We start from the raw sequence: 20,329 nt of genomic DNA on the forward strand, positions 1-20,329 counted from the left end.
TTTTTGGCAGACAAGGAGAGACGCGTGAGGCGATTGCCGGGGATTTTATTGCTCACTGGAGCCGCGCTCATCGTCATTGCAGCGCTGCTGGTTAGCGGGCTGCGCCTGGCGTTGCCTCATCTTGACGCCTGGCGTCCGGCTATCCTGAATAAAATTGAGTCTGTGACCGGCGTGCCGGTGGCCGCCAGCCAACTCTCCGCAAGCTGGCAAAATTTTGGCCCTACGCTGGAAGCGCATAATATTCATGCCGCCCTGAAAGATGGCGGCGAACTGTCGATAAAACGCGTTACGCTGGCGCTGGACGTCTGGCAAAGCCTGTTGCATATGCGCTGGCAGTTTCGCGACCTGACCTTCTGGCAACTCAATTTCCGCACCAACACGCCTCTTCAAAGCAGCGACGGCGAAGGCATCGAAACCAGCCGTTTAAGCGATCTTTTCCTGCGTCAGTTCGATCATTTCGATCTGCGCGATAGCCAAATCAGTTTTCTGACGCTTTCCGGACAACGCGCGGAGCTGGCGATCCCACAGCTTACCTGGCTAAACGGCAAAGAGCGGCACCGCGCCGAAGGCGAAGTCAGCCTCTCCAGCCTGACCGGCCAGCACGGCGTGATGCAGGTGCGGATGGATTTACGCGATGACGACGGTTTGCTAAATAACGGCAGAGTCTGGTTACAGGCCGACGATATTGACGTCAAGCCGTGGCTGGGCAAATGGATGCAGGATAATGTGGCGCTCCAGACGGCGCGTTTCAGTCTGGAAGGCTGGATGACGCTCAGTAAAGGCGAAATCGCCGGAGGGGACGTCTGGCTGAAACAGGGCGGCGCAAGCTGGCTGGGCGATAACACGACGCACACGCTGTCTGTCGATAACCTGACGGCGCAGATTAGCCGCGAGCAGCCGGGCTGGCAGTTTTATATTCCGGACACACGGATTACGCTTGATGGTAAACCCTGGCCGAGCGGAGCCTTAACCGTGGCCTGGCTCCCGCAGCAGGACGTCGGCGGCGAGAATCACACACGTAGCGATGAACTACGCATTCGCGCCAGTAATCTTGAACTGGCGGGGCTGGAAGCATTACGTCCGCTGGCGGCTAAACTGTCGCCTGTGCTGGGCGAAATATGGCAGGCTACGCAGCCGAGCGGAAAGATCGCCACACTGGCGCTGGATATTCCGCTACAGGCGACCGAAAAAACGCGTTTTCAGGCATCGTGGGAAAATCTTGCCTGGAAACAGTGGAAGCTGTTGCCCGGCGCGGAACATTTTTCCGGTACGCTGGCGGGAAGCGTAGAAGACGGGCAGATGAAGGTTGCGATGCAGCAGGCTAAGATGCCCTATGAAACCGTTTTTCGCGCGCCGCTGGAAATTGAAAACGGCGTCGCGACGCTTAGTTGGTTGAAGAATGAGAACGGCTTTCAGCTTGATGGCCGCGACATTGACGTCAAAGCAAAGGCGGTACATGCGCGCGGCGGGTTCCGCTATCTGCAACCGACGGGCGACGAACCGTGGCTGGGTATTCTGGCCGGAATCAGTACCGACGATGGATCTCAGGCGTGGCGCTATTTTCCGGAAAACCTGATGGGCAAAGCGCTGGTCGATTACCTTAGCGGCGCGATTCAGGGCGGCGAGGCGGATAACGCCACGTTGGTTTACGGTGGTAACCCGCACCTCTTTCCCTATAAGCATAACGAAGGTCAGTTCGAAGTGCTGGTGCCGCTACGCAATGCGACGTTTGCTTTTCAACCCGACTGGCCGGCGCTAAAAAATCTCAACATTGAACTGGATTTCCTGAACGACGGCCTGTGGATGCGTTCGGATAGCGTCGATTTGGGCGGGGTGAAGGCCAGTAAACTCGCGGCGGCGATTCCGGATTATTCCAAAGAGAAACTGCTCATTGATGCCGATATTAACGGGCCGGGAAAAGCCGTTGGGCCTTATTTTGACGAGACGCCGCTAAAAGATTCGCTTGGCTCGACGCTGGCGGAGCTCCAGTTAGATGGCGATGTGAATGCTCGCTTACATCTTGATATTCCGCTGGATGGCGAACAGGTTACCGCTGAGGGCGATGTCTCGTTGCGTAACAACAGCCTGTTTATTAAGCCGCTAAACAGCACGCTCAAAAATCTGAACGGTAAATTCAGCTTTGTGAATGGCGCGCTAAAAAGCGGGCCGCTGACGGCAAACTGGTTTAATCAGCCGCTTAACCTGGATTTCAGTACGACGGAAGGGGCAAAAGCCTATCAGGTCGCCGTCAACCTGAACGGTAACTGGCAGCCAACGCGTATGGGCGTCTTACCGCCGCAACTGAATGACGCCCTGAGCGGCAGCGTGACGTGGAATGGTAAAGTCGGCATCGATCTTCCGTATCACGCTGACACCACTTATCACATCGAGCTGAACGGCGATCTAAGAAATGTGAGCAGTCACTTACCTTCTCCGCTAAATAAACCCGCAGGCGAAGCCATTCCGGTGAACATTCAGGCTGACGGCAACCTGAAAAGTTTTGCGCTAACGGGGAGCGCAGGGAGTAAAAATCACTTTAACAGCCGCTGGTTATTAAATCAGAAGCTGACGTTGGATCGGGCTATCTGGACGACGGACAGCCGGACGATTCCGCCATTACCTGCTCAACAAGGCGTTGAGCTCAATCTGCCGGCGCTGGATGGCGCGCAGTGGCTGGCGTTATTCCAGAAAGGCGCGGCGGATAACGTGAGCAGTTCGGCCGAGTTTCCTCAACGCGTCACGTTGCGTACTCCCGCGCTATCGCTGGGCGGCCAGCAGTGGAACAATTTGAGCGTCGTTTCAGCCCCCTCGCTGAACGGAACAAAAATTGAAGCGCAGGGCCGTGAGGTGAACGCCACGCTGCTCATGCGCAACCATGCGCCGTGGCTGGCGAACATTAAGTACCTGTATTACAACCCTGGTGTCGCAAAAACGCACGCCTCGTCACCAACGCCGACATCGCCGTTGGCTTCGGCGAACACGATTAGCTTCCGCGGCTGGCCGGACTTACAGCTTCGCTGCGAAGAGTGCTGGCTATGGGGGCAAAAATATGGGCGTATTGATGGCGATTTCGCCATCAAAGGCAATACGCTGACTCTGGCGAATGGCCTGATCGATACCGGATTCGCCCGTTTGAAAGCGAACGGCGAGTGGGTGAATGCGCCGGGTAATGAACGAACCTCGCTGAAAGGTAGTCTGCATGGTAGTAACCTCGACACGGCTGCCGGGTTCTTCGGCATCTCGACGCCAATCCAGAACGCGTCTTTTAACGTAGATTACGATCTGCACTGGCGAAACCCGCCCTGGCAACCTGAGGAAGCCACGCTCAACGGGATTTTACGTACGCGTCTGGGCAAAGGCGAGTTTACTGATCTCAGTAGCGGTCATGCCGGACAGTTACTGCGGCTGCTCAGTTTTGATGCGTTGCTGCGTAAGCTGCGGTTTGACTTCAGAGATACCTTTAGCGAGGGCTTCTATTTCGACTCTATTCATAGTACCGCGTGGATTAAAGATGGCGTCCTGCATACTGACGATACGCTGGTGGATGGGCTGGAAGCGGATATTGCAATGAAAGGTTCTGTTGATCTGGTGCGTCGTCGTCTTGATATGGAGGCCGTTGTCGCGCCGGAAATTTCCGCCACCGTGGGCGTCGCTGCCGCGTTTGCCGTTAACCCGATTGTCGGCGCGGCGGTATTTGCCGCCAGTAAAGTGTTGGGGCCGCTATGGAGCAAGGTCTCCATTCTGCGTTATCGCATTACCGGTCCGGTCGATGCGCCGCAGATCAACGAAGTTCTGCGCCAACCGAGAAAAGAAAGCCAGCAATGATTTGACGGGGGCGAGGAATTGCCCCACTCTCAGTAAATAGTCATGCCGGACGGCGCTGCGTTTATCCGGTTTGTACAATCTAACAACGTAGTCCGGATAAGGCGTGAACCGCCATCCGGCAGAAATCAACGAGTAGCAAAAACGATGAGTCTGAACCTGGTAAGTGAACAATTGCTAGCGGCGAATGGCCTGAACCATCAGGATCTGTTCGCTATTTTGGGCCAACTGGCCGAACGCCGTCTTGATTATGGCGACCTCTATTTTCAGTCGAGCTATCACGAATCCTGGGTTTTAGAAGACCGCATCATTAAAGATGGCTCATATAATATCGACCAGGGCGTTGGCGTTCGCGCCATTAGCGGCGAAAAAACCGGTTTTGCTTATGCTGACCAGATAAGCCTCCTGGCGCTGGAGCAGAGTGCGCAGGCAGCGCGAACCATTGTACGCGAGAACGGCGAAGGCAAGGTAAAAACGCTCGCCGCCGTAGCGCATCAGCCGCTCTACACCACCCTTGATCCGCTGCAAAGTATGAGCCGCGAAGAGAAGCTGGATATCCTCAGACGCGTTGACAAAGTGGCGCGAGAAGCCGATAAACGCGTGCAGGAAGTTAACGCCAGCCTGACCGGCGTATATGAATTAATCCTCGTGGCGGCGACCGACGGGACGCTGGCGGCGGATGTCCGTCCACTGGTGCGGTTGTCCGTTAGCGTGCAGGTGGAAGAAGACGGTAAACGCGAGCGCGGCGCCAGCGGCGGCGGCGGTCGCTTTGGTTATGAGTATTTTCTTGCCGATCTCGACGGCGAGGTGCGCGCCGACGCGTGGGCGAAAGAAGCGGTACGCATGGCGCTGGTTAATCTCTCCGCGGTCGCTGCGCCAGCGGGGACGTTACCGGTGGTTCTGGGCGCCGGGTGGCCGGGCGTATTGCTGCACGAAGCGGTCGGGCACGGGCTGGAAGGTGATTTCAACCGTCGTGGGACGTCTGTGTTTAGCGGTCAGATCGGCGAGCAGGTTGCCTCCGCGCTTTGCACCGTAGTGGATGACGGCACAATGATGAACCGTCGTGGCTCCGTTGCTATCGATGATGAAGGTACGCCAGGCCAGTACAACGTATTGATTGAAAATGGCGTGCTGAAAGGATACATGCAGGACAAGCTGAACGCGCGCCTGATGGGCGCTGCGCCGACCGGTAACGGGCGTCGCGAATCTTATGCGCATCTGCCGATGCCGCGTATGACGAATACCTATATGTTGGCGGGGCAGTCAACGCCGCAGGAAATTATCGAATCCGTTGAGTACGGCATCTATGCGCCTAACTTTGGCGGCGGTCAGGTGGATATCACCTCCGGCAAGTTTGTGTTCTCTACCTCGGAAGCGTATCTGATTGAAAACGGCAAAGTCACGACGCCGGTGAAGGGCGCGACGTTGATTGGATCAGGCATTGAAACGATGCAACAGATCTCCATGGTCGGCAATGACCTTAAGCTGGATAACGGGGTGGGGGTTTGCGGTAAAGAGGGGCAAAGTCTGCCGGTAGGCGTAGGCCAGCCGACGCTGAAAGTCGATAACCTGACGGTTGGCGGCACCGCATAACTGCCCGCCTTATCAGGCCTGTGGTGTGTGCCGCCCAGGCCTGATAAGCGCAGCGCCATCAGGAAATGTCAGCCTCGGGTGGCATCTGGCCTACAATCGTCTTCAGCAATTACCCGGTGTTTTTATTTTTCTTTCCCTCGCCCGTGCATCCCCTGAAACAGGTGTGCGACATCGACAAAATAGTCAGTTAACGCGTTAATCACTACCTGCACTTTAAGCGGCAGCTTATCTTTTTCGGTGTACAGCGCGTACACCGGACGGGGATCGGACTGATAGCGAGGCAGCAGGATCTCCAGATCGCCACGATTGATCTCATCGATCACCCACATCAGCGGCACATAAGCGATTCCGGTTCCGGCGGTCAGCCAGCGTACCAGCGTCATCGGATCGTTAGTGACGAACCGCCCCTGTGGAATCAGTCGGGTAGAAATTCCTTCCGGCGCGATAAGTTCAAACTCATTATCCGGGCGCACGCTATATTCCAGCCAGGAATGGCTACTGAGATCGGCGGGTTTTTCCGGGACGCCGTACTGAGCGAGGTAGGGCTTGGCGGCGCACACAACCATCGGCATCGCGCCGAGTCGACGGGAAAACAGGCTGGAGTCTTGCAGCGCGCCCACGCGGATCACCACGTCCAGCCCGTCGGCAATTAAATCCGGAGCCGGAATTCCTGTCACCAGATTGACCGCCAGACCGGGATACTCTTTTAATAATTTTGCGGTAAGCCCGGCCAGCACATTTTGAGCCATGGTTGAAGAACAGCCGATACGCAATGTACCGATAGGCGTGTTATTAAAAGCGTAAAGCTGCTCGTGAACATCCTGCACTTCATGCAACATACGCCGACAGCCCTGATAATAGATTTTTCCAGCCTCGGTGAGCCCAATGCTGCGTGTGCTGCGGTTGAGCAATTTAACCTGAAGCTCATCTTCCAGTTTCGCCACAGTCTGGCTGATGGACGATACGCTCATTTGCAGCTGTCTGGCTGCGGCGGTAAAAGAGCCAAACTCGACAACTTTGGCGAATACCGACATTCGTTTTAATCGTTCCATTATTCACTCTGGCTTAAAAGTGATTTAGATCACATAATATAGATAACAGCATAACAATTACGTTAATATACTATTATTCGAATAAGAGCTATGTCGCTCTCGCCTGGCGTCTCTTGCCCTTCTCTGCGGCGATGTAGCTTAACAATCTATCGCCTGCTCTCTCTCAGAAATCAAGGTCAACATGAGTCTGTTTCCCGTTATCGTGGTGTTTGGTCTTTCCTTCCCACCGATATTTTTCGAATTGCTTTTGTCACTGGCTATTTTTTGGCTGGTGCGTCGGATGCTTGTGCCGACGGGTATCTATGATTTTGTCTGGCATCCGGCTCTGTTCAATACCGCGCTGTATTGTTGTCTGTTTTATTTAATATCGCGCCTGTTCGTTTGAGGTTGAAGTGAAAACACTAACAAGAAAACTCTCCCGTACGGCCATTACCCTCGTACTGGTTATTCTGGCCTTTATCGCCATTTTCCGCGCCTGGGTGTATTACACCGAATCTCCCTGGACGCGCGACGCGCGTTTTAGCGCCGATGTCGTCGCTATTGCCCCGGATGTCGCGGGCCTGATTACCCATGTAAACGTGCATGATAACCAACTGGTGAAAAAGGATCAGGTCCTGTTTACCATCGATCAGCCACGCTATCAAAAAGCGCTGGCGGAAGCGGAAGCTGATGTAGCCTATTATCAGGTCCTGGCGCAGGAAAAACGCCAGGAAGCCGGTCGCCGTAATCGCCTCGGCGTACAGGCGATGTCCCGGGAAGAGATCGATCAGGCGAACAATGTCTTGCAGACTGTACTGCATCAACTGGCTAAAGCCCAGGCGACGCGCGATCTGGCTAAACTCGATCTGGAACGCACCGTCATTCGCGCGCCTGCCGACGGCTGGGTGACTAACCTCAATGTTTATGCCGGTGAATTTATTACCCGCGGTTCCACGGCCGTCGCCCTGGTGAAAAAGAACTCTTTTTACGTGCAGGCCTATATGGAAGAGACCAAGCTGGAAGGCGTGCGTCCGGGATATCGTGCCGAAATCACGCCGCTTGGCAGCAACCGGGTATTAAAAGGTACCGTCGATAGCGTGGCGGCAGGGGTAACGAATGCCAGCAGTACCAGCGATGCGAAAGGGATGGCGACGATAGACTCTAACCTCGAATGGGTGCGTCTGGCCCAGCGTGTTCCGGTGCGCATCCGGCTCGACGAGCAGCAGGGGAATTTGTGGCCTGCCGGTACGACGGCAACCGTCGTGATCACCGGTAAGCAGGATCGTGACGCAAGCCAGGACTCCTTCTTCCGTAAACTGGCGCACCGGCTGCGCGAATTCGGTTAATCGTCATGGGCATTTTCTCCATTGCCAACCAGCACATTCGTTTTGCGGTAAAGCTGGCGTGCGCCATTGTGCTGGCATTATTTATCGGCTTCCATTTTCAACTGGAGACGCCGCGTTGGGCGGTGCTGACCGCCGCGATCGTGGCGGCAGGCCCGGCATTTGCCGCCGGCGGGGAACCCTATTCCGGCGCTATCCGTTATCGCGGAATGTTGCGTATTATCGGGACGTTTATTGGCTGTATCGCCGCGCTTATCATTATTATCTCTATGATCCGCGCGCCGCTATTGATGATTCTGGTGTGCTGTGTCTGGGCCGGTTTTTGTACCTGGATCTCCTCTTTAGTACGGATCGAAAACTCTTATGCGTGGGGACTGTCAGGTTATACTGCGCTGATCATTGTGATTACCATTCAGACGGAGCCGCTGCTCACGCCGCAATTTGCGCTTGAGCGCTGTAGCGAAATCGTCATCGGCATTGGCTGCGCTATTTTAGCGGATCTGCTTTTCTCGCCGCGATCGATAAAGCAGGAGGTTGATCGCGAACTGGACAGTTTACTGGTAGCGCAATATCAGCTAATGCAACTTTGTATTAAGCATGGCGACAGCGAAGAAGTCGACAACGCCTGGGGCGATCTGGTGCGACGCACGGCGGCGCTGGAGGGGATGCGAAGTAATCTGAATATGGAATCTTCGCGCTGGGTACGCGCTAACCGCCGCCTGAAAGCGTTGAATACGCTTTCGCTCACGCTGATTACGCAATCCTGTGAAACTTATCTTATTCAAAACACGCGGCCGGAACTGATTACCGATACATTCCGGGAACTGTTCGAGACGCCGGTTGAAACGGTACAGGACGTCCACAGGCAGTTAAAACGGATGCGGCGTGTTATTGTCTGGACCGGCGAGCGCGAAACGCCCGTCACGCTTTATAGTTGGGTAGGCGCTGCGACGCGCTATCTGCTGCTTAAACGCGGCGTGATCAGCAACACCAAAATCAGCGCGACGGAAGAAGAGATCCTGCAAGGCGAGCCCGTAGTTAAAGTGGAATCCGCTGAACGTCACCATGCGATGGTGAACTTCTGGCGCACCACGCTTTCCTGCATTCTGGGGACATTATTCTGGCTATGGACCGGCTGGACATCGGGTAATGGCGCGATGGTGATGATTGCCGTGGTGACCTCGCTGGCGATGCGTTTACCCAATCCGCGCATGGTCTGCATTGATTTTATTTATGGCACTCTGGCGGCGTTGCCGCTGGGATTGCTCTATTTCCTGGTGATTATTCCCAATACGCAGCAAAGTATGCTGTTGTTATGTTTGAGCCTGGCGGTATTGGGGTTCTTTATCGGCATTGAGGTCCAGAAACGGCGTCTGGGGTCGATGGGGGCGCTGGCCAGTACGATTAACATTATTGTGTTGGATAATCCGATGACGTTCCATTTCAGCCAGTTCCTCGATAGCGCGTTGGGGCAAATTGTCGGCTGTATGCTGGCGTTTATCGTCATCCTGCTGGTGCGTGATAAATCCAAAGATCGAACCGGTCGCGTGCTGCTTAATCAGTTTGTTTCCGCTGCGGTCTCGGCAATGACGACCAACGTGGTACGTCGTAAAGAAAACCGTCTGCCTGCGTTATATCAGCAACTCTTTTTGCTGATGAATAAATTCCCTGGCGATTTGCCGAAGTTTCGCCTGGCGCTAACGATGATCATTGCTCATCAACGTCTGCGCGACGCGCCGATACCGGTTAATGAAGATCTGTCAGTGTTCCACCGTCAGCTTCGTCGTACCGCAGACCATGTTATTTCCGCCGGAAGCGATGATAAACGGCGACGCTACTTTGGTCAGTTGCTGGATGAGCTGGATATCTATCAGGAGAAATTACGTATCTGGGAGGCGCCGCCGCAGGTGACGGAACCGGTTAAACGCCTGACGGGCATGTTACATAAATACCAGAACGCGCTTACCGATAGCTAACCCACAAGAACCGATGCCAAAAGCGTCGGTTTTTTTATGACTATACTTATTTGAGATACAAAAACAGCGCAAGAGTGCTCCGGGGCTAAAAGCGTTTCTGGAAGTGAAACCTCTGCATAATGATGCTTAGTAGTAAAACAGACAATTGTCTGTCGGGGATGGTGGCTGGCTATGAATGTCTATACTTTTGATTTTAATGATATTAAAAACCAAAGCGATTTTTATCGCGAGTTTACGCAGACGTTTGGTCTTGCCAGTGAGAAAGTAAGCGATCTTGATACATTATGGGATGCGGTAATGAGCGATATCTTACCCCTACCGCTAGAGATTGAGTTCGTTCACCTGCCTGATAAACTGCGCAGGCGCTACGGGGCGCTGATTTTACTCTTTGATGAAGCGGAAGAAGAGCTGGAGGGACGGCTACGATTTAATGTCCGGCATTGAAAAAGCATAAAAAAGCCCCCGACAGGCGGGGGCAAGTCGTCGGGTTAGACGACGAGGGTTTACTTATACAACTCGGCGGTGGCGTGCCAGTTATCACCTTCTTTTAATTCGATGATGCGATAGCTATTAGCGCCTGCTTTTTCGGCTTTAGCGACGATCTCCTGGCGCATATCCATTGGCGTACTGCCAATCTGCGAGACGGAAATGGTGCCCATCGGTTGCAGATTCTGCGCCTGTTCCGCGTTGACCTGGTGTACTGCGGCATTTGCGCCGAAAGAGAGCAGAGTGGCCAGGCCGAGTGATGCGATAATGTATTTCGTTTTCATGGTCTTTTATTCCTTTATAGGGTCAACCTCGCGGATTAATGGGCTTTTCTTATGCGATATCTCCGCGAAGCAATGACACGTTATATGCGATGGCAGGTGAATTTTATTTGTACAGTTCGGCAGTGGCGTGCCAGTTGCTGCCGCTACGCGCTTCGGTAATGTGGTAGGCCGTAGCGCCTTGTTCATCCGCTTTTTTGCTCAGCATGGCGTTCATATCCATAGGCGATGAGCCGATAGCGCTGACTGAAACCGATCCGATTGCTTCACGATTTTGCGCTTGCTCTGCGCTGATAGGTTCTGCGGCGAAAGCGCCAAAAGAGAGAACGGACAGAACACTTAATGTTGCAACAGTGGTTTTGATTTTCATGATTTTTACCTCGTCGAATTCCTTTACTGGGGTCTTTGTTTCGTGACCCTCATCACAAAATTAAGTATACACTAATCACGCGATTAATTAATACCACGCTAATTGTTTCTGCTTTTTAAAGACATTAAAAATTTTATTTTTTATAACGTTATGGAATTAAAATTGCTGTTTTTCGCCGCTGCTGTTTAAAAAATAAAAGAAAATCAATCGGTTAAAAAATTTGACATTTTGTGCGTTTTTTTGATTTGTCATTCATGTGGTGAATGTTTAAGGGCATGATTTGCCAAATGATAGCTGTACAGGAAAGCGGCGAGGGGAGAGGACAAAAAGGTGCCTCCGCCGTACGACGACGGAGGAAGTGGGACTAAAGCTCTTGTTCAAAAAGTTCCAGAATGGCTTCGTACAGATCTCTTACGGAAAAGCCGCTGGCAGGCGTAGTGAAGATAGTATCGTCGCCGGCAATCGTGCCGAGAATACCTTCTGCTTTCCCCAGTGAATCCAGCAGGCGCGCGATGAGTTGTGCCGCGCCGGGGCTGGTATGAATCACCACGACAGCGTCGTTATAGTCGATATCCAGCACCAGATTTTTCAACGGACTGGATGTTGTTGGGACGCCCAGTTCAGCCGGAAGACAGTACACCATTTCCATTTTTGCGTTACGTGTACGCACTGCGCCGAACTTAGTCAACATGCGCGAGACCTTGGACTGATTGATATTTTCAAAGCCCTGATCCTGCAACGCGAGGACGATTTCGCCCTGTGAGCTGAATTTTTCTTCTTTGAGGAGCGCTTTAAACGCTCTTACTAGTTCTTCTTGTTTAGCCGAGCTTCGCATAAGTCACCCGTAATATGGCAGTAGAAACAACATTATTGTGCATACAGATGAATTTTTATGCAAACAGTCTGCCTTGTTTAAGGCTGAAATAATGTTATGAAAGAGCGGAATTTTATCAAATTTCGTTATCAAGAAACATGCCTGTGTCACGCCTCGCAAATAAGATTAAAAGTAAATTAATTGTTATCAAAATGATGTTGTTTTGAGAGGATAGTAGGGTATATTGTCACCACCTGTAGGAACGTTGCTCTCTGGTTGCAGTCGATCCGGATTACGCAAATTAAATGCATAAAAGCCAAAATTGCGCGACTCCGCATTCTTGATGAGTGAGGATTGTAATCATTGAATTTGTGAATTAAGGTCGCCGCCGCGGAGCAATAGACACTTAGCTAATCATATAATAAGGAGTTTAGGATGAAAGTCGCAGTCCTCGGCGCTGCTGGTGGTATCGGTCAGGCGCTGGCATTACTTTTAAAAAACCAACTGCCTTCAGGTTCAGAACTCTCCCTGTACGACATCGCTCCAGTGACTCCCGGTGTGGCCGTTGATTTGAGCCACATCCCCACCGCTGTAAAAATCAAAGGTTTCTCCGGTGAAGACGCAACCCCGGCGCTTGAAGGCGCTGACGTAGTACTGATTTCTGCGGGTGTGGCGCGTAAGCCGGGTATGGACCGTTCCGACCTGTTTAACGTTAACGCCGGCATCGTGAAAAACCTGGTGCAGCAGATCGCTAAAACCTGCCCGAAAGCGTGCGTGGGCATTATCACCAACCCGGTGAACACCACCGTTGCGATTGCGGCGGAAGTGCTGAAAAAAGCAGGCGTATACGACAAAAACAAACTGTTTGGCGTTACCACGCTGGATATCATCCGCTCTAATACCTTTGTTGCAGAGCTGAAAGGTAAGCTGCCAACGGAAGTTGAAGTGCCGGTGATTGGCGGACACTCCGGCGTGACGATTCTGCCGCTGCTGTCGCAGATTCCAGGCGTAAGTTTTACCGAACAAGAAGCGGCCGAGCTGACTAAACGTATTCAGAACGCCGGTACTGAAGTCGTCGAGGCGAAAGCCGGCGGCGGATCGGCAACCCTCTCTATGGGTCAGGCTGCCGCGCGTTTCGGTCTTTCACTGGTTCGCGCTCTGCAGGGCGAAAAAGGCGTGGTGGAATGCGCCTATGTGGAAGGCGACGGTCAGTATGCCCGTTTCTTCTCTCAGCCGCTGCTGCTGGGTAAAAACGGTGTAGAAGAGCGTAAATCCATCGGCACACTGAGCGCTTTCGAGCAACATTCGCTGGACGCTATGCTGGATACGCTGAAAAAAGATATTCAGTTGGGTGAAGATTTTATTAATAAATAAGCTGTTCCTGCCCGATGCCGGGGCTTTTGCTCCGGCTTCTTTGACTGTAAACAAGCCACGAAATCAAGTACTAAATCTGCTAAACTCCTCACGTCTTATCGGTTATTAACGAGAACGTCGTGAAAAAGATCCAAAGAACGCAAACCCGCGATCACATTACGCAAATGCTTCGCTATGAAATTCTTTCCGGCAATATAAAAGCGGGAGAAGAACTCGCGCAGGAAAGTATTGCGGAGCAGCTTGGTCTTTCACGAATGCCGGTTCGAGAAGCGCTACAGTCACTCGAACAGGAAGGTTTTTTAATCCGACTGCCCAACAGGCACATGCAGGTCGCGCATCTTGAGGCCGATCGCGTGAGTCATATTTTTCGCGTGATTGCCGCGATGGCTGCCGAAATGTTTTCGCTGATACCCAGCGAAGTAGGCGATGCCCTCCTGATACGTGCGCAAGCGCTGGCTGTCGCAGAAGATAAATCCTGCGAACTGGAGTGTCATGCGATGCTGATTTCTTATGTGAATAACCGCTATCTGGAAAAGGTGTATCAGCAGTTCCTGGACGGTTATGTCTCTTATGTTATTTTGCATCTGAAAAAAGATAATCAGGAGTCGGCGCAGCTTTTCGCTGAACTGGCTGACGTCATACGCCAGGGGCGGCGTGATGAGATTGGGCAAGTTATGCAGCGTTATTTCCTCTCTTTAGCAGAAATAATGCGTCAACATATGAAGGATTGGGAAAGTGCAGAAGCCTAAGTTAGGAAAGATTAAGCTTCTTTCAGCGAAAGAACAGGTCGCGGCAGTGCTGCGTAAAGCGATTCTTTCGAGGGAGTTAGTGGAAGGGCAGGAGATTACGTTAGAAGGCATTGCCGGAATGGTCGGCGTGTCCAGTATGCCAGTGCGCGAGGCGTTTCAGATTCTGGCGGCGGATGGGCTGATAAAAGTGCGCCCTAATAAAGGGGCGGTGGTGTTGGGCATCAATGAACAAACGATCCGTGAACACTATGAAATTCGCGCGCTGTTAGAAAGTGAGGCGGTGGCTAAAGCTTCTCGTCCTGGCACCGATATCTCGCGGATAGCCCAGGTGCATTATGCCGCTGAAAAGGCTCTCGCGGAAAATAACTCGGCGGAATACTCCGACCTGAATCAGGCATTTCATATGGAAATATGGAATGTTGCTGGCAACGAAAAAATGAAAATGTTGCTCTGTAATATGTGGAACGGCCTGTCGATGGGCCATAAGGTCACCGAAGAAGAGTATGCCGTGATTTCCATTCAGGAACATAAAAGTATTCTGCAAGCTCTTGAACTTCATGATGAAACATTGGCACGCCAGCGCATGCGCGAACACATTATTCGCTCGATGGAGAATATGCTGACCCGCTATGTTGGTGACCCTTCTGCCTGATCTTTTCGCCTGCGTGAGCATCGCAGGCGCTTCAACCAATTCTTCAATTCTATTAATCACGTCCAGTAACGATCTAACCACGATCTTGATGTAGATCCCACTCCTGCATCTTTCCTGAGAAACGATTTGACTTAGTTTTTGTATGGGAATAATTTCTCCCTGTCAATATTGGATACAATATCATATATCATTGATTGGATAATTATAAATATGGAACCCATTACCCTTACCTTATGTTTATTGGTGTTCGCTATAGCAATGTTCGTGTGGGAGAAAATACCGCTCGCGGTCACTTCCATGGTGGTTTGCGTGGCGTTAGTCCTCACCGGCGTGCTGGACCTGAAGCAGGCGTTCGCTGGCTTTATCGACACCAACGTCATCCTCTTTGTTGCGATGTTTATCGTCGGCGGTGCGCTATTTGAAACCGGAATGGCGAATAAAGTGGGCGGCGTGATTACGCTCTTCGCAAAGACTGAAAAACAGCTGATTTTCACCATCATGGTGGTGGTCGGCGTGATGTCCGGTTTTCTCTCCAATACCGGTACCGCAGCGGTGCTGATTCCCGTTGTTATCGGCGTCGCGGCGAAATCTGGTTTTGCCCGTTCCCGCCTGCTGATGCCGCTGGTTTTCGCTGCTGCGCTTGGCGGTAACCTGTCGCTAATTGGCGCGCCGGGCAACCTGATTGCGCAATCGGCATTGCAGAATATCGGCAGCGGCTTTGGTTTCTTTGAATACGCCAAAGTGGGTTTGCCGATGCTGGTTTGCGGTATCCTGTATTTCCTGACCATCGGCTATAAGTTCCTGCCGAATAACCCAAACAGCGGCGCTGTAGGCAGCATCGGCGAGCAGCATGACTACAGCCATGTTCCGCGCTGGAAGCAACTCCTGTCGTTAATTGTGCTGATCGTCACGATCCTCGGCATGATTTTTGAAAAGCAGATTGGTATTAGTCTGGCGGTTACCGGCTGTATCGGCGCGCTGGTGCTGGTGGTGACCGGCGTGCTGAGTGAAAAACAGGCGTATAAAGCCATTGATTCCCAAACTATTTTTATCTTCGGCGGTACGCTGGCGCTGGCAAAAGCGCTGGAAATGACCGGCGCGGGCAAACTGGTTGCGGATTGCGTGATCGGTATGCTGGGGCAAAACTCCTCGCCGTTCATGCTACTGGTCGCGGTTTTTGCGCTCTCCGTCATCATGACCAACTTTATGTCTAATACCGCCACGACCGCGCTGCTGGTGCCGGTAAGTCTGTCGATTGCCGCAGGCATGGGGGCCGACCCGCGTGCGGTTCTGATGGCGACGGTCATTGGCGGTTCCTGCGCCTACGCAACCCCTATCGGTATGCCTGCCAACATGATGGTGCTCTCCGCGGGTGGCTATAAATTTGTCGACTACGCTAAGGCCGGTATCCCCCTGATTATCGTTTCAACCATTGTCAGCTTGATCCTGCTGCCAATCCTTTTCCCTTTTCATCCGTAATTAACGGAAGCTGTTCTGACTAAGGAGCATTTATGAGTAAAAGTGAACAGATATCCCATATGACCGACGTTATGGCCAAGTTTGTGGGATATACCGGCAAAGTTTTGCCTGATGATGTCACTGCAAAACTGGAAGATTTGCATAAGAAAGAGACCAGTAAACTGGCCGACGTCATCTTTACTACCATGATTGAGAACCAGCGTCTGGCGAAAGAGCTGGATCGACCTTCCTGCCAGGACACCGGTGTCATTCAGTTTCTGGTGGAGTGCGGGACGAACTTTCCGCTGATTGGCGAGCTGGAAGCGTTGTTGCGTGAGGCGGTGATCAAAGCAACTGTAGATTCTCCGCTGCGCCACAACAGCGTAGAAACTTTTGATGAATACAACACCGGTAAAAACGTGGGTAAAGGTACGCCGACGGTCTTCTGGGAAATCGTTCCCAATTCCGATCAGTGCAGCATTTATACCTATATGGCAGGCGGTGGTTGTTCTCTGCCGGGGAAAGCGATGGTGCTGATGCCGGGTGCAGGCTATGAAGGTGTGACCCGCTTTGTACTGGATGTGATGACCAGCTACGGCCTCAACGCGTGTCCGCCGCTGCTGGTTGGCGTGGGCGTAGCGACCTCTGTTGAAACGGCGGCACTGCTATCGAAAAAAGCGCTGATGCGTCCGATCGGTTCGCATAACGAGAATGAGCGTGCAGCCTCGCTGGAAAAAATGCTGGAAGACGGCATTAACAAAATTGGCCTGGGGCCGCAGGGGATGTCCGGTAATACCTCCGTTATGGGCGTGAACATTGAAAACACCGCGCGTCATCCTTCTACCATCGGCGTGGCGGTAAACGTCGGCTGCTGGTCGCACCGTAAAGGGCATATCGTTTTCGATAAAGATTTGAATTACACCATTACGTCTCACAGCGGAGTGAATTTCTGATGACTAAAAAAATCCTGACTACGCCAATTAAAGATGAAGATTTAGCGGATATTAAGGCTGGCGATATTATTTATCTCAACGGTCATATTGTTACCTGCCGTGACGTAGCCCATCGCCGTTTAATTGAAGGTGGTCGCGAACTTCCGGTAGATGTTCGCGGCGGCGCTATTTTACACGCTGGCCCCATTGTCCGCCCAATTAAAGGCGAAGACGATAAGTTTGAAATGGTCTCCGTTGGCCCAACCACCAGCATGCGTATGGAGAAATTCGAAAAAGAATTTATTGCGCAGACTGGCGTGAAATTAATTGTGGGTAAAGGCGGTATGGGTAAAGGTACCGAAGAGGGCTGTGCTGAACACAAAGCGCTGCACTGCGTATTCCCTGCCGGTTGTGCGGTTGTAGCCGCCGTGTGCGTGGAAGAAATTGAAGATGCCCAATGGCGCGATCTGGGGATGCCGGAAACGCTGTGGGTCTGTCGGGTTAAAGAGTTTGGCCCGCTGATTGTTTCTATTGATACCCATGGGAATAATCTGTTTGAACAGAACAAAATTATTTTTAATCAGCGTAAAGAGATCGTCGCTGATGAAATATGCCAGAACGTAAGTTTCATCAAATAAACCTGATTACGTAAATTGCACGATAATGGTGGTAATACGTTATGACGATAATAATAACCAAGGGCTCTGGCCGGGGGCGGCTCAGGGAAATCCACCCTTATTATTTCATCGTCATAAATAGCCCCATTATCGTGCCTCCTGCCTGAAGGCTATTTTATGACTAATGCAGCTCTGCTATTAGGTGAAGGCTTCACCCTGATGTTCCTCGGCATGGGGTTCGTGCTGGCGTTTCTGTTCCTGCTGATTTTCGCCATCCGCGGCATGTCCGCCGTGATTACTCGCTTCTTCCCGGAACCCGTCGCCGCGCCCGCACCGCGCGCCGTTCCCGTCGTGGACGACTTCACCCGCTTAAAGCCGGTGATTGCCGCCGCCATTCACCATCACCGCCACCACGTTTAATTTCCCGGAGGGATCCATGACTATTGCCATTACCGACGTCGTCCTGCGTGACGCCCACCAGTCCCTGTTCGCCACCCGCCTGCGCCTTGATGATATGCTGCCGATTGCCGCTCAGCTCGATGATGTGGGCTACGGGTCGCTGGAGTGCTGGGGCGGCGCCACCTTTGACGCCTGTATCCGCTTCCTCGGCGAAGACCCGTGGGTTCGCCTGCGCGAGCTCAAAAAAGCCATGCCGAAAACCCCGCTGCAGATGTTGCTGCGCGGCCAGAACCTGCTCGGCTATCGCCACTACGCCGATGACGTGGTGGAACGCTTCGTCGAACGCGCCGTCAAAAACGGCATGGACGTCTTCCGCGTCTTCGACGCCATGAACGACCCGCGCAATATGAAGGCCGCCCTGCAGGCGGTACGCAGCCACGGGGCGCACGCCCAGGGCACCCTCTCCTACACCACCAGCCCGGCCCACACCCTGCAGACCTGGCTGGATTTAACGGAGCAACTGCTGGAAACCGGCGTCGATTCCATCGCCATCAAGGATATGTCCGGTATCCTGACGCCAGTGGCGGCGTATGAGCTGGTCAGCGAAATCAAAAAACGCTATGACGTGCGCCTGCACCTGCACTGCCACGCCACCACCGGGATGGCGGAGATGGCCCTGCTGAAGGCTATCGAGGCGGGCGTTGACGGCGTGGACACGGCGATTTCCTCCATGAGCGCCACCTACGGCCACCCGGCCACCGAAGCGCTGGTCGCCACGCTTGCCGGAACCGGATATGACACCGGGCTGGATATCCTGAAGCTGGAAAACATCGCCGCGTACTTCCGCGAGGTGCGCAAAAAATATCACGCCTTTGAAGGCCAGCTGAAAGGCTACGACAGCCGTATTCTGGTGGCGCAGGTGCCGGGCGGAATGCTCACTAACCTCGAAAGCCAGCTGAAGCAGCAGAACGCGGCGGACAAACTGAACCAGGTGCTGGCGGAAATCCCCCGCGTGCGCGAGGACCTCGGCTTCATCCCGCTGGTGACCCCCACCTCGCAGATTGTCGGCACCCAGGCGGTGCTCAACGTCCTGACCGGGGAACGCTACAAAACCATCGCCAAAGAAACCGCCGGCATTCTGAAAGGCGAGTACGGCCACACCCCGGTGCCGGTTAACGCCGCGTTACAGGCCCGCGTGCTGGAAGGGGGCGCTCCGGTGACCTGCCGCCCGGCGGACCTGCTGAAGCCGGAACTGGCTGAACTGGAAGCGGACGTGAAGCGCCAGGCGCAGGAGAAGGGCATTCAGCTTGCGGGAAACGCCATTGACGACGTGCTCACCGTGGCGCTGTTCCCGCAGATTGGGCTGAAATTCCTCGAAAACCGCCATAACCCGGCGGCGTTTGAGCCACTGCCGCAGGCGGAAGCCGCGCAGCCGGTGGCAAAAGCAGAGAAGCCTGCCGCTTCCGGTATCTACACCGTGGAAGTGGAAGGCAAAGCCTTTGTGGTGAAGGTCAGCGACGGCGGCGATATCAGCCAGCTCACTGCGGCTGCACCTGCTGCCTCTTCTGCTCCTGCCACCGCCCCGGCAGGCGCCGGCACCCCGGTCACCGCCCCGCTGGCGGGCAACATCTGGAAGGTGATTGCCACCGAGGGCCAGACGGTGGCCGAAGGCGATGTGTTGCTGATTCTGGAAGCCATGAAGATGGAAACCGAAATCCGCGCCGCGCAGGCCGGGACGGTACGCGGTATCGCGGTGAAGTCCGGGGACGCGGTTTCCGTCGGCGACACCCTGATGACGCTGGCGTAACGGAGAACTGAAATGGAAAGTCTGAACGCCCTGCTTCAGGGCATGGGGCTGATGCACCTTGGCGCAGGCCAGGCCATCATGCTGCTGGTGAGCCTGCTGCTGCTGTGGCTGGCGATTGCGAAGAAGTTCGAGCCGTTGTTGTTGCTGCCGATTGGCTTCGGCGGGCTGCTCTCCAACATCCCGGAAGCGGGCATGGCGCTGACCGCGCTGGAGAGCCTGCTGGCGCATCACGACGCCGGGCAGCTGGCGGTGATTGCCGCGAAGCTTAACTGCGCGCCGGACGTGCACGCCATTAAAGAGGCATTAGCGCTGGCGCTGCCGTCGGTGCAGAGCCAGATGGAGAACCTGGCGGTGGACATGGGCTACACGCCGGGGGTGCTGGCGCTGTTCTACAAAGTGGCGATTGGCTCCGGTGTCGCGCCGCTGGTCATCTTTATGGGCGTGGGCGCGATGACCGACTTCGGCCCGCTGCTGGCCAACCCGCGCACCCTGCTGCTGGGCGCGGCGGCGCAGTTCGGCATCTTCGCCACGGTGCTGGGGGCGCTGACGCTGAACTACTTCGGCCTGATTGCCTTCACCCTGCCGCAGGCGGCGGCCATCGGCATTATCGGCGGCGCGGACGGCC

19 protein-coding genes are annotated in these 20,329 nt (G+C 53.7%); 15 read left to right on the forward strand and 4 right to left on the reverse strand.

Going from position 1 to position 20,329, the window contains the following annotated elements; genetic code table 11:
• The first annotated feature begins 24 nt into the window (after positions 1 to 24).
• Positions 25 to 3,825 (forward strand): AsmA2 domain-containing protein YhdP, encoded by a 3,801-nt coding sequence (gene yhdP, locus J4650_RS21945; RefSeq protein ID WP_001253503.1) that lies wholly within the window; start codon positions 25 to 27, stop codon positions 3,823 to 3,825.
• A 144-nt stretch (positions 3,826 to 3,969) separates the two neighbouring features.
• Positions 3,970 to 5,415: a metalloprotease TldD gene (gene tldD, locus J4650_RS21950; RefSeq protein ID WP_000055940.1), complete on the forward strand. Its 1,446-nt coding sequence runs from the start codon at positions 3,970 to 3,972 to the stop codon at positions 5,413 to 5,415.
• 122 nt (positions 5,416 to 5,537) lie between these two features.
• Here tldD and aaeR read toward each other — a convergent pair whose 3' ends face one another.
• Positions 5,538 to 6,467: an HTH-type transcriptional activator AaeR gene (gene aaeR / locus J4650_RS21955; protein ID WP_000440300.1), complete on the reverse strand. Its 930-nt coding sequence runs from the start codon at positions 6,465 to 6,467 to the stop codon at positions 5,538 to 5,540.
• Between the two features lie 181 nt (positions 6,468 to 6,648).
• Between aaeR and aaeX the strand changes: the two genes are divergently transcribed.
• The 4 genes from aaeX to J4650_RS21975 all read left to right on the forward strand — a co-directional run bounded on the left by aaeX (position 6,649) and on the right by J4650_RS21975 (position 10,209).
• A complete protein-coding gene (gene aaeX / locus J4650_RS21960) occupies positions 6,649 to 6,852 on the forward strand; it encodes a p-hydroxybenzoic acid efflux pump operon protein AaeX (RefSeq protein WP_000051840.1) in 204 nt (67 codons plus the stop codon).
• Positions 6,853 to 6,859: 7 nt separating this feature from the next.
• Positions 6,860 to 7,792, forward strand: a complete 933-nt coding sequence (gene aaeA, locus J4650_RS21965) for a p-hydroxybenzoic acid efflux pump subunit AaeA (RefSeq protein WP_000855134.1) — start codon at positions 6,860 to 6,862, stop codon at positions 7,790 to 7,792.
• Positions 7,793 to 7,797: 5 nt separating this feature from the next.
• Positions 7,798 to 9,765, forward strand: a complete 1,968-nt coding sequence (gene aaeB, locus J4650_RS21970) for a p-hydroxybenzoic acid efflux pump subunit AaeB (protein ID WP_000510913.1) — start codon at positions 7,798 to 7,800, stop codon at positions 9,763 to 9,765.
• A gap of 171 nt (positions 9,766 to 9,936) precedes the next feature.
• The gene (locus J4650_RS21975) at positions 9,937 to 10,209 is read left to right on the forward strand and encodes a hypothetical protein (RefSeq protein WP_001103887.1); all 273 of its coding nucleotides are present in this window, start codon (positions 9,937 to 9,939) and stop codon (positions 10,207 to 10,209) included.
• A 59-nt stretch (positions 10,210 to 10,268) separates the two neighbouring features.
• Here J4650_RS21975 and yhcN-B read toward each other — a convergent pair whose 3' ends face one another.
• The 3 genes from yhcN-B to argR form a co-directional block, all read right to left on the reverse strand.
• Positions 10,269 to 10,535 (reverse strand): DUF1471 family stress response protein YhcN-B, encoded by a 267-nt coding sequence (gene yhcN-B / locus J4650_RS21980; protein WP_000853277.1) that lies wholly within the window; start codon positions 10,533 to 10,535, stop codon positions 10,269 to 10,271.
• A gap of 103 nt (positions 10,536 to 10,638) precedes the next feature.
• Positions 10,639 to 10,902, reverse strand: coding sequence for a peroxide/acid stress response protein YhcN (gene yhcN, locus J4650_RS21985; protein WP_000695695.1), 264 nt, complete (start codon positions 10,900 to 10,902; stop codon positions 10,639 to 10,641).
• Between the two features lie 364 nt (positions 10,903 to 11,266).
• Positions 11,267 to 11,737, reverse strand: coding sequence for a transcriptional regulator ArgR (gene argR, locus J4650_RS21990; RefSeq protein ID WP_001257852.1), 471 nt, complete (start codon positions 11,735 to 11,737; stop codon positions 11,267 to 11,269).
• 414 nt (positions 11,738 to 12,151) lie between these two features.
• Here argR and mdh point away from each other — a divergent pair, with 414 nt between their 5' ends.
• The 9 genes from mdh to J4650_RS22035 all read left to right on the forward strand — a co-directional run.
• Complete coding sequence (mdh, locus tag J4650_RS21995) at positions 12,152 to 13,090, forward strand: malate dehydrogenase (RefSeq protein ID WP_000861586.1); 939 nt, start codon at positions 12,152 to 12,154, stop codon at positions 13,088 to 13,090.
• Positions 13,091 to 13,209: 119 nt separating this feature from the next.
• Entirely contained in the window at positions 13,210 to 13,839 is a 630-nt protein-coding gene (locus J4650_RS22000; protein WP_000723776.1) for a GntR family transcriptional regulator, read from the forward strand.
• On the forward strand, positions 13,826 to 14,491 hold the full coding sequence (locus J4650_RS22005) for a GntR family transcriptional regulator (RefSeq protein ID WP_001171581.1): 666 nt from the start codon (positions 13,826 to 13,828) through the stop codon (positions 14,489 to 14,491). The genes J4650_RS22000 and J4650_RS22005 overlap by 14 nt, the downstream gene beginning before the upstream one ends.
• A gap of 210 nt (positions 14,492 to 14,701) precedes the next feature.
• Positions 14,702 to 15,970: an SLC13 family permease gene (locus J4650_RS22010; protein ID WP_023993978.1), complete on the forward strand. Its 1,269-nt coding sequence runs from the start codon at positions 14,702 to 14,704 to the stop codon at positions 15,968 to 15,970.
• A 32-nt stretch (positions 15,971 to 16,002) separates the two neighbouring features.
• On the forward strand, positions 16,003 to 16,902 hold the full coding sequence (gene ttdA, locus J4650_RS22015) for a L(+)-tartrate dehydratase subunit alpha (protein ID WP_000045349.1): 900 nt from the start codon (positions 16,003 to 16,005) through the stop codon (positions 16,900 to 16,902).
• Positions 16,902 to 17,519 carry a L(+)-tartrate dehydratase subunit beta gene (gene ttdB / locus J4650_RS22020; RefSeq protein WP_000162405.1) on the forward strand — a complete coding sequence of 206 codons (618 nt, stop codon included), beginning with the start codon at positions 16,902 to 16,904 and terminating at the stop codon, positions 17,517 to 17,519. The genes ttdA and ttdB overlap by 1 nt, the downstream gene beginning before the upstream one ends.
• Positions 17,520 to 17,675: 156 nt before the next feature.
• On the forward strand, positions 17,676 to 17,918 hold the full coding sequence (locus J4650_RS22025) for an oxaloacetate decarboxylase subunit gamma (RefSeq protein WP_000180122.1): 243 nt from the start codon (positions 17,676 to 17,678) through the stop codon (positions 17,916 to 17,918).
• Between the two features lie 16 nt (positions 17,919 to 17,934).
• Entirely contained in the window at positions 17,935 to 19,704 is a 1,770-nt protein-coding gene (gene oadA / locus J4650_RS22030; RefSeq protein WP_039511895.1) for a sodium-extruding oxaloacetate decarboxylase subunit alpha, read from the forward strand.
• Between the two features lie 12 nt (positions 19,705 to 19,716).
• On the forward strand, positions 19,717 to 20,329 hold a 613-nt coding region (locus J4650_RS22035), incomplete at its 3' end, for a sodium ion-translocating decarboxylase subunit beta (protein WP_047658667.1).

Source organism: Salmonella sp. 32120201201600049SM (assembly GCF_017572835.1).
Classification (GTDB): domain Bacteria; phylum Pseudomonadota; class Gammaproteobacteria; order Enterobacterales; family Enterobacteriaceae; genus Salmonella; species Salmonella enterica.

What these genes read in the sequence shown, in the direction of transcription:
- tldD (WP_000055940.1), top strand. Translation starts at nt 3,970, where the DNA reads ATGAGTCTGAACCTGGTAAGTGAACAATTGCTAGCGGCGAATGGCCTG.
- aaeR (WP_000440300.1), bottom strand. Translation starts at nt 6,467, where the DNA reads ATGGAACGATTAAAACGAATGTCGGTATTCGCCAAAGTTGTCGAGTTT.
- aaeX (WP_000051840.1), top strand. Translation starts at nt 6,649, where the DNA reads ATGAGTCTGTTTCCCGTTATCGTGGTGTTTGGTCTTTCCTTCCCACCG.
- aaeB (WP_000510913.1), top strand. Translation starts at nt 7,798, where the DNA reads ATGGGCATTTTCTCCATTGCCAACCAGCACATTCGTTTTGCGGTAAAG.
- J4650_RS21975 (WP_001103887.1), top strand. Translation starts at nt 9,937, where the DNA reads ATGAATGTCTATACTTTTGATTTTAATGATATTAAAAACCAAAGCGAT.
- yhcN-B (WP_000853277.1), bottom strand. Translation starts at nt 10,535, where the DNA reads ATGAAAACGAAATACATTATCGCATCACTCGGCCTGGCCACTCTGCTC.
- yhcN (WP_000695695.1), bottom strand. Translation starts at nt 10,902, where the DNA reads ATGAAAATCAAAACCACTGTTGCAACATTAAGTGTTCTGTCCGTTCTC.
- argR (WP_001257852.1), bottom strand. Translation starts at nt 11,737, where the DNA reads ATGCGAAGCTCGGCTAAACAAGAAGAACTAGTAAGAGCGTTTAAAGCG.
- mdh (WP_000861586.1), top strand. Translation starts at nt 12,152, where the DNA reads ATGAAAGTCGCAGTCCTCGGCGCTGCTGGTGGTATCGGTCAGGCGCTG.
- J4650_RS22010 (WP_023993978.1), top strand. Translation starts at nt 14,702, where the DNA reads ATGGAACCCATTACCCTTACCTTATGTTTATTGGTGTTCGCTATAGCA.
- ttdA (WP_000045349.1), top strand. Translation starts at nt 16,003, where the DNA reads ATGAGTAAAAGTGAACAGATATCCCATATGACCGACGTTATGGCCAAG.
- ttdB (WP_000162405.1), top strand. Translation starts at nt 16,902, where the DNA reads ATGACTAAAAAAATCCTGACTACGCCAATTAAAGATGAAGATTTAGCG.
- J4650_RS22025 (WP_000180122.1), top strand. Translation starts at nt 17,676, where the DNA reads ATGACTAATGCAGCTCTGCTATTAGGTGAAGGCTTCACCCTGATGTTC.
- oadA (WP_039511895.1), top strand. Translation starts at nt 17,935, where the DNA reads ATGACTATTGCCATTACCGACGTCGTCCTGCGTGACGCCCACCAGTCC.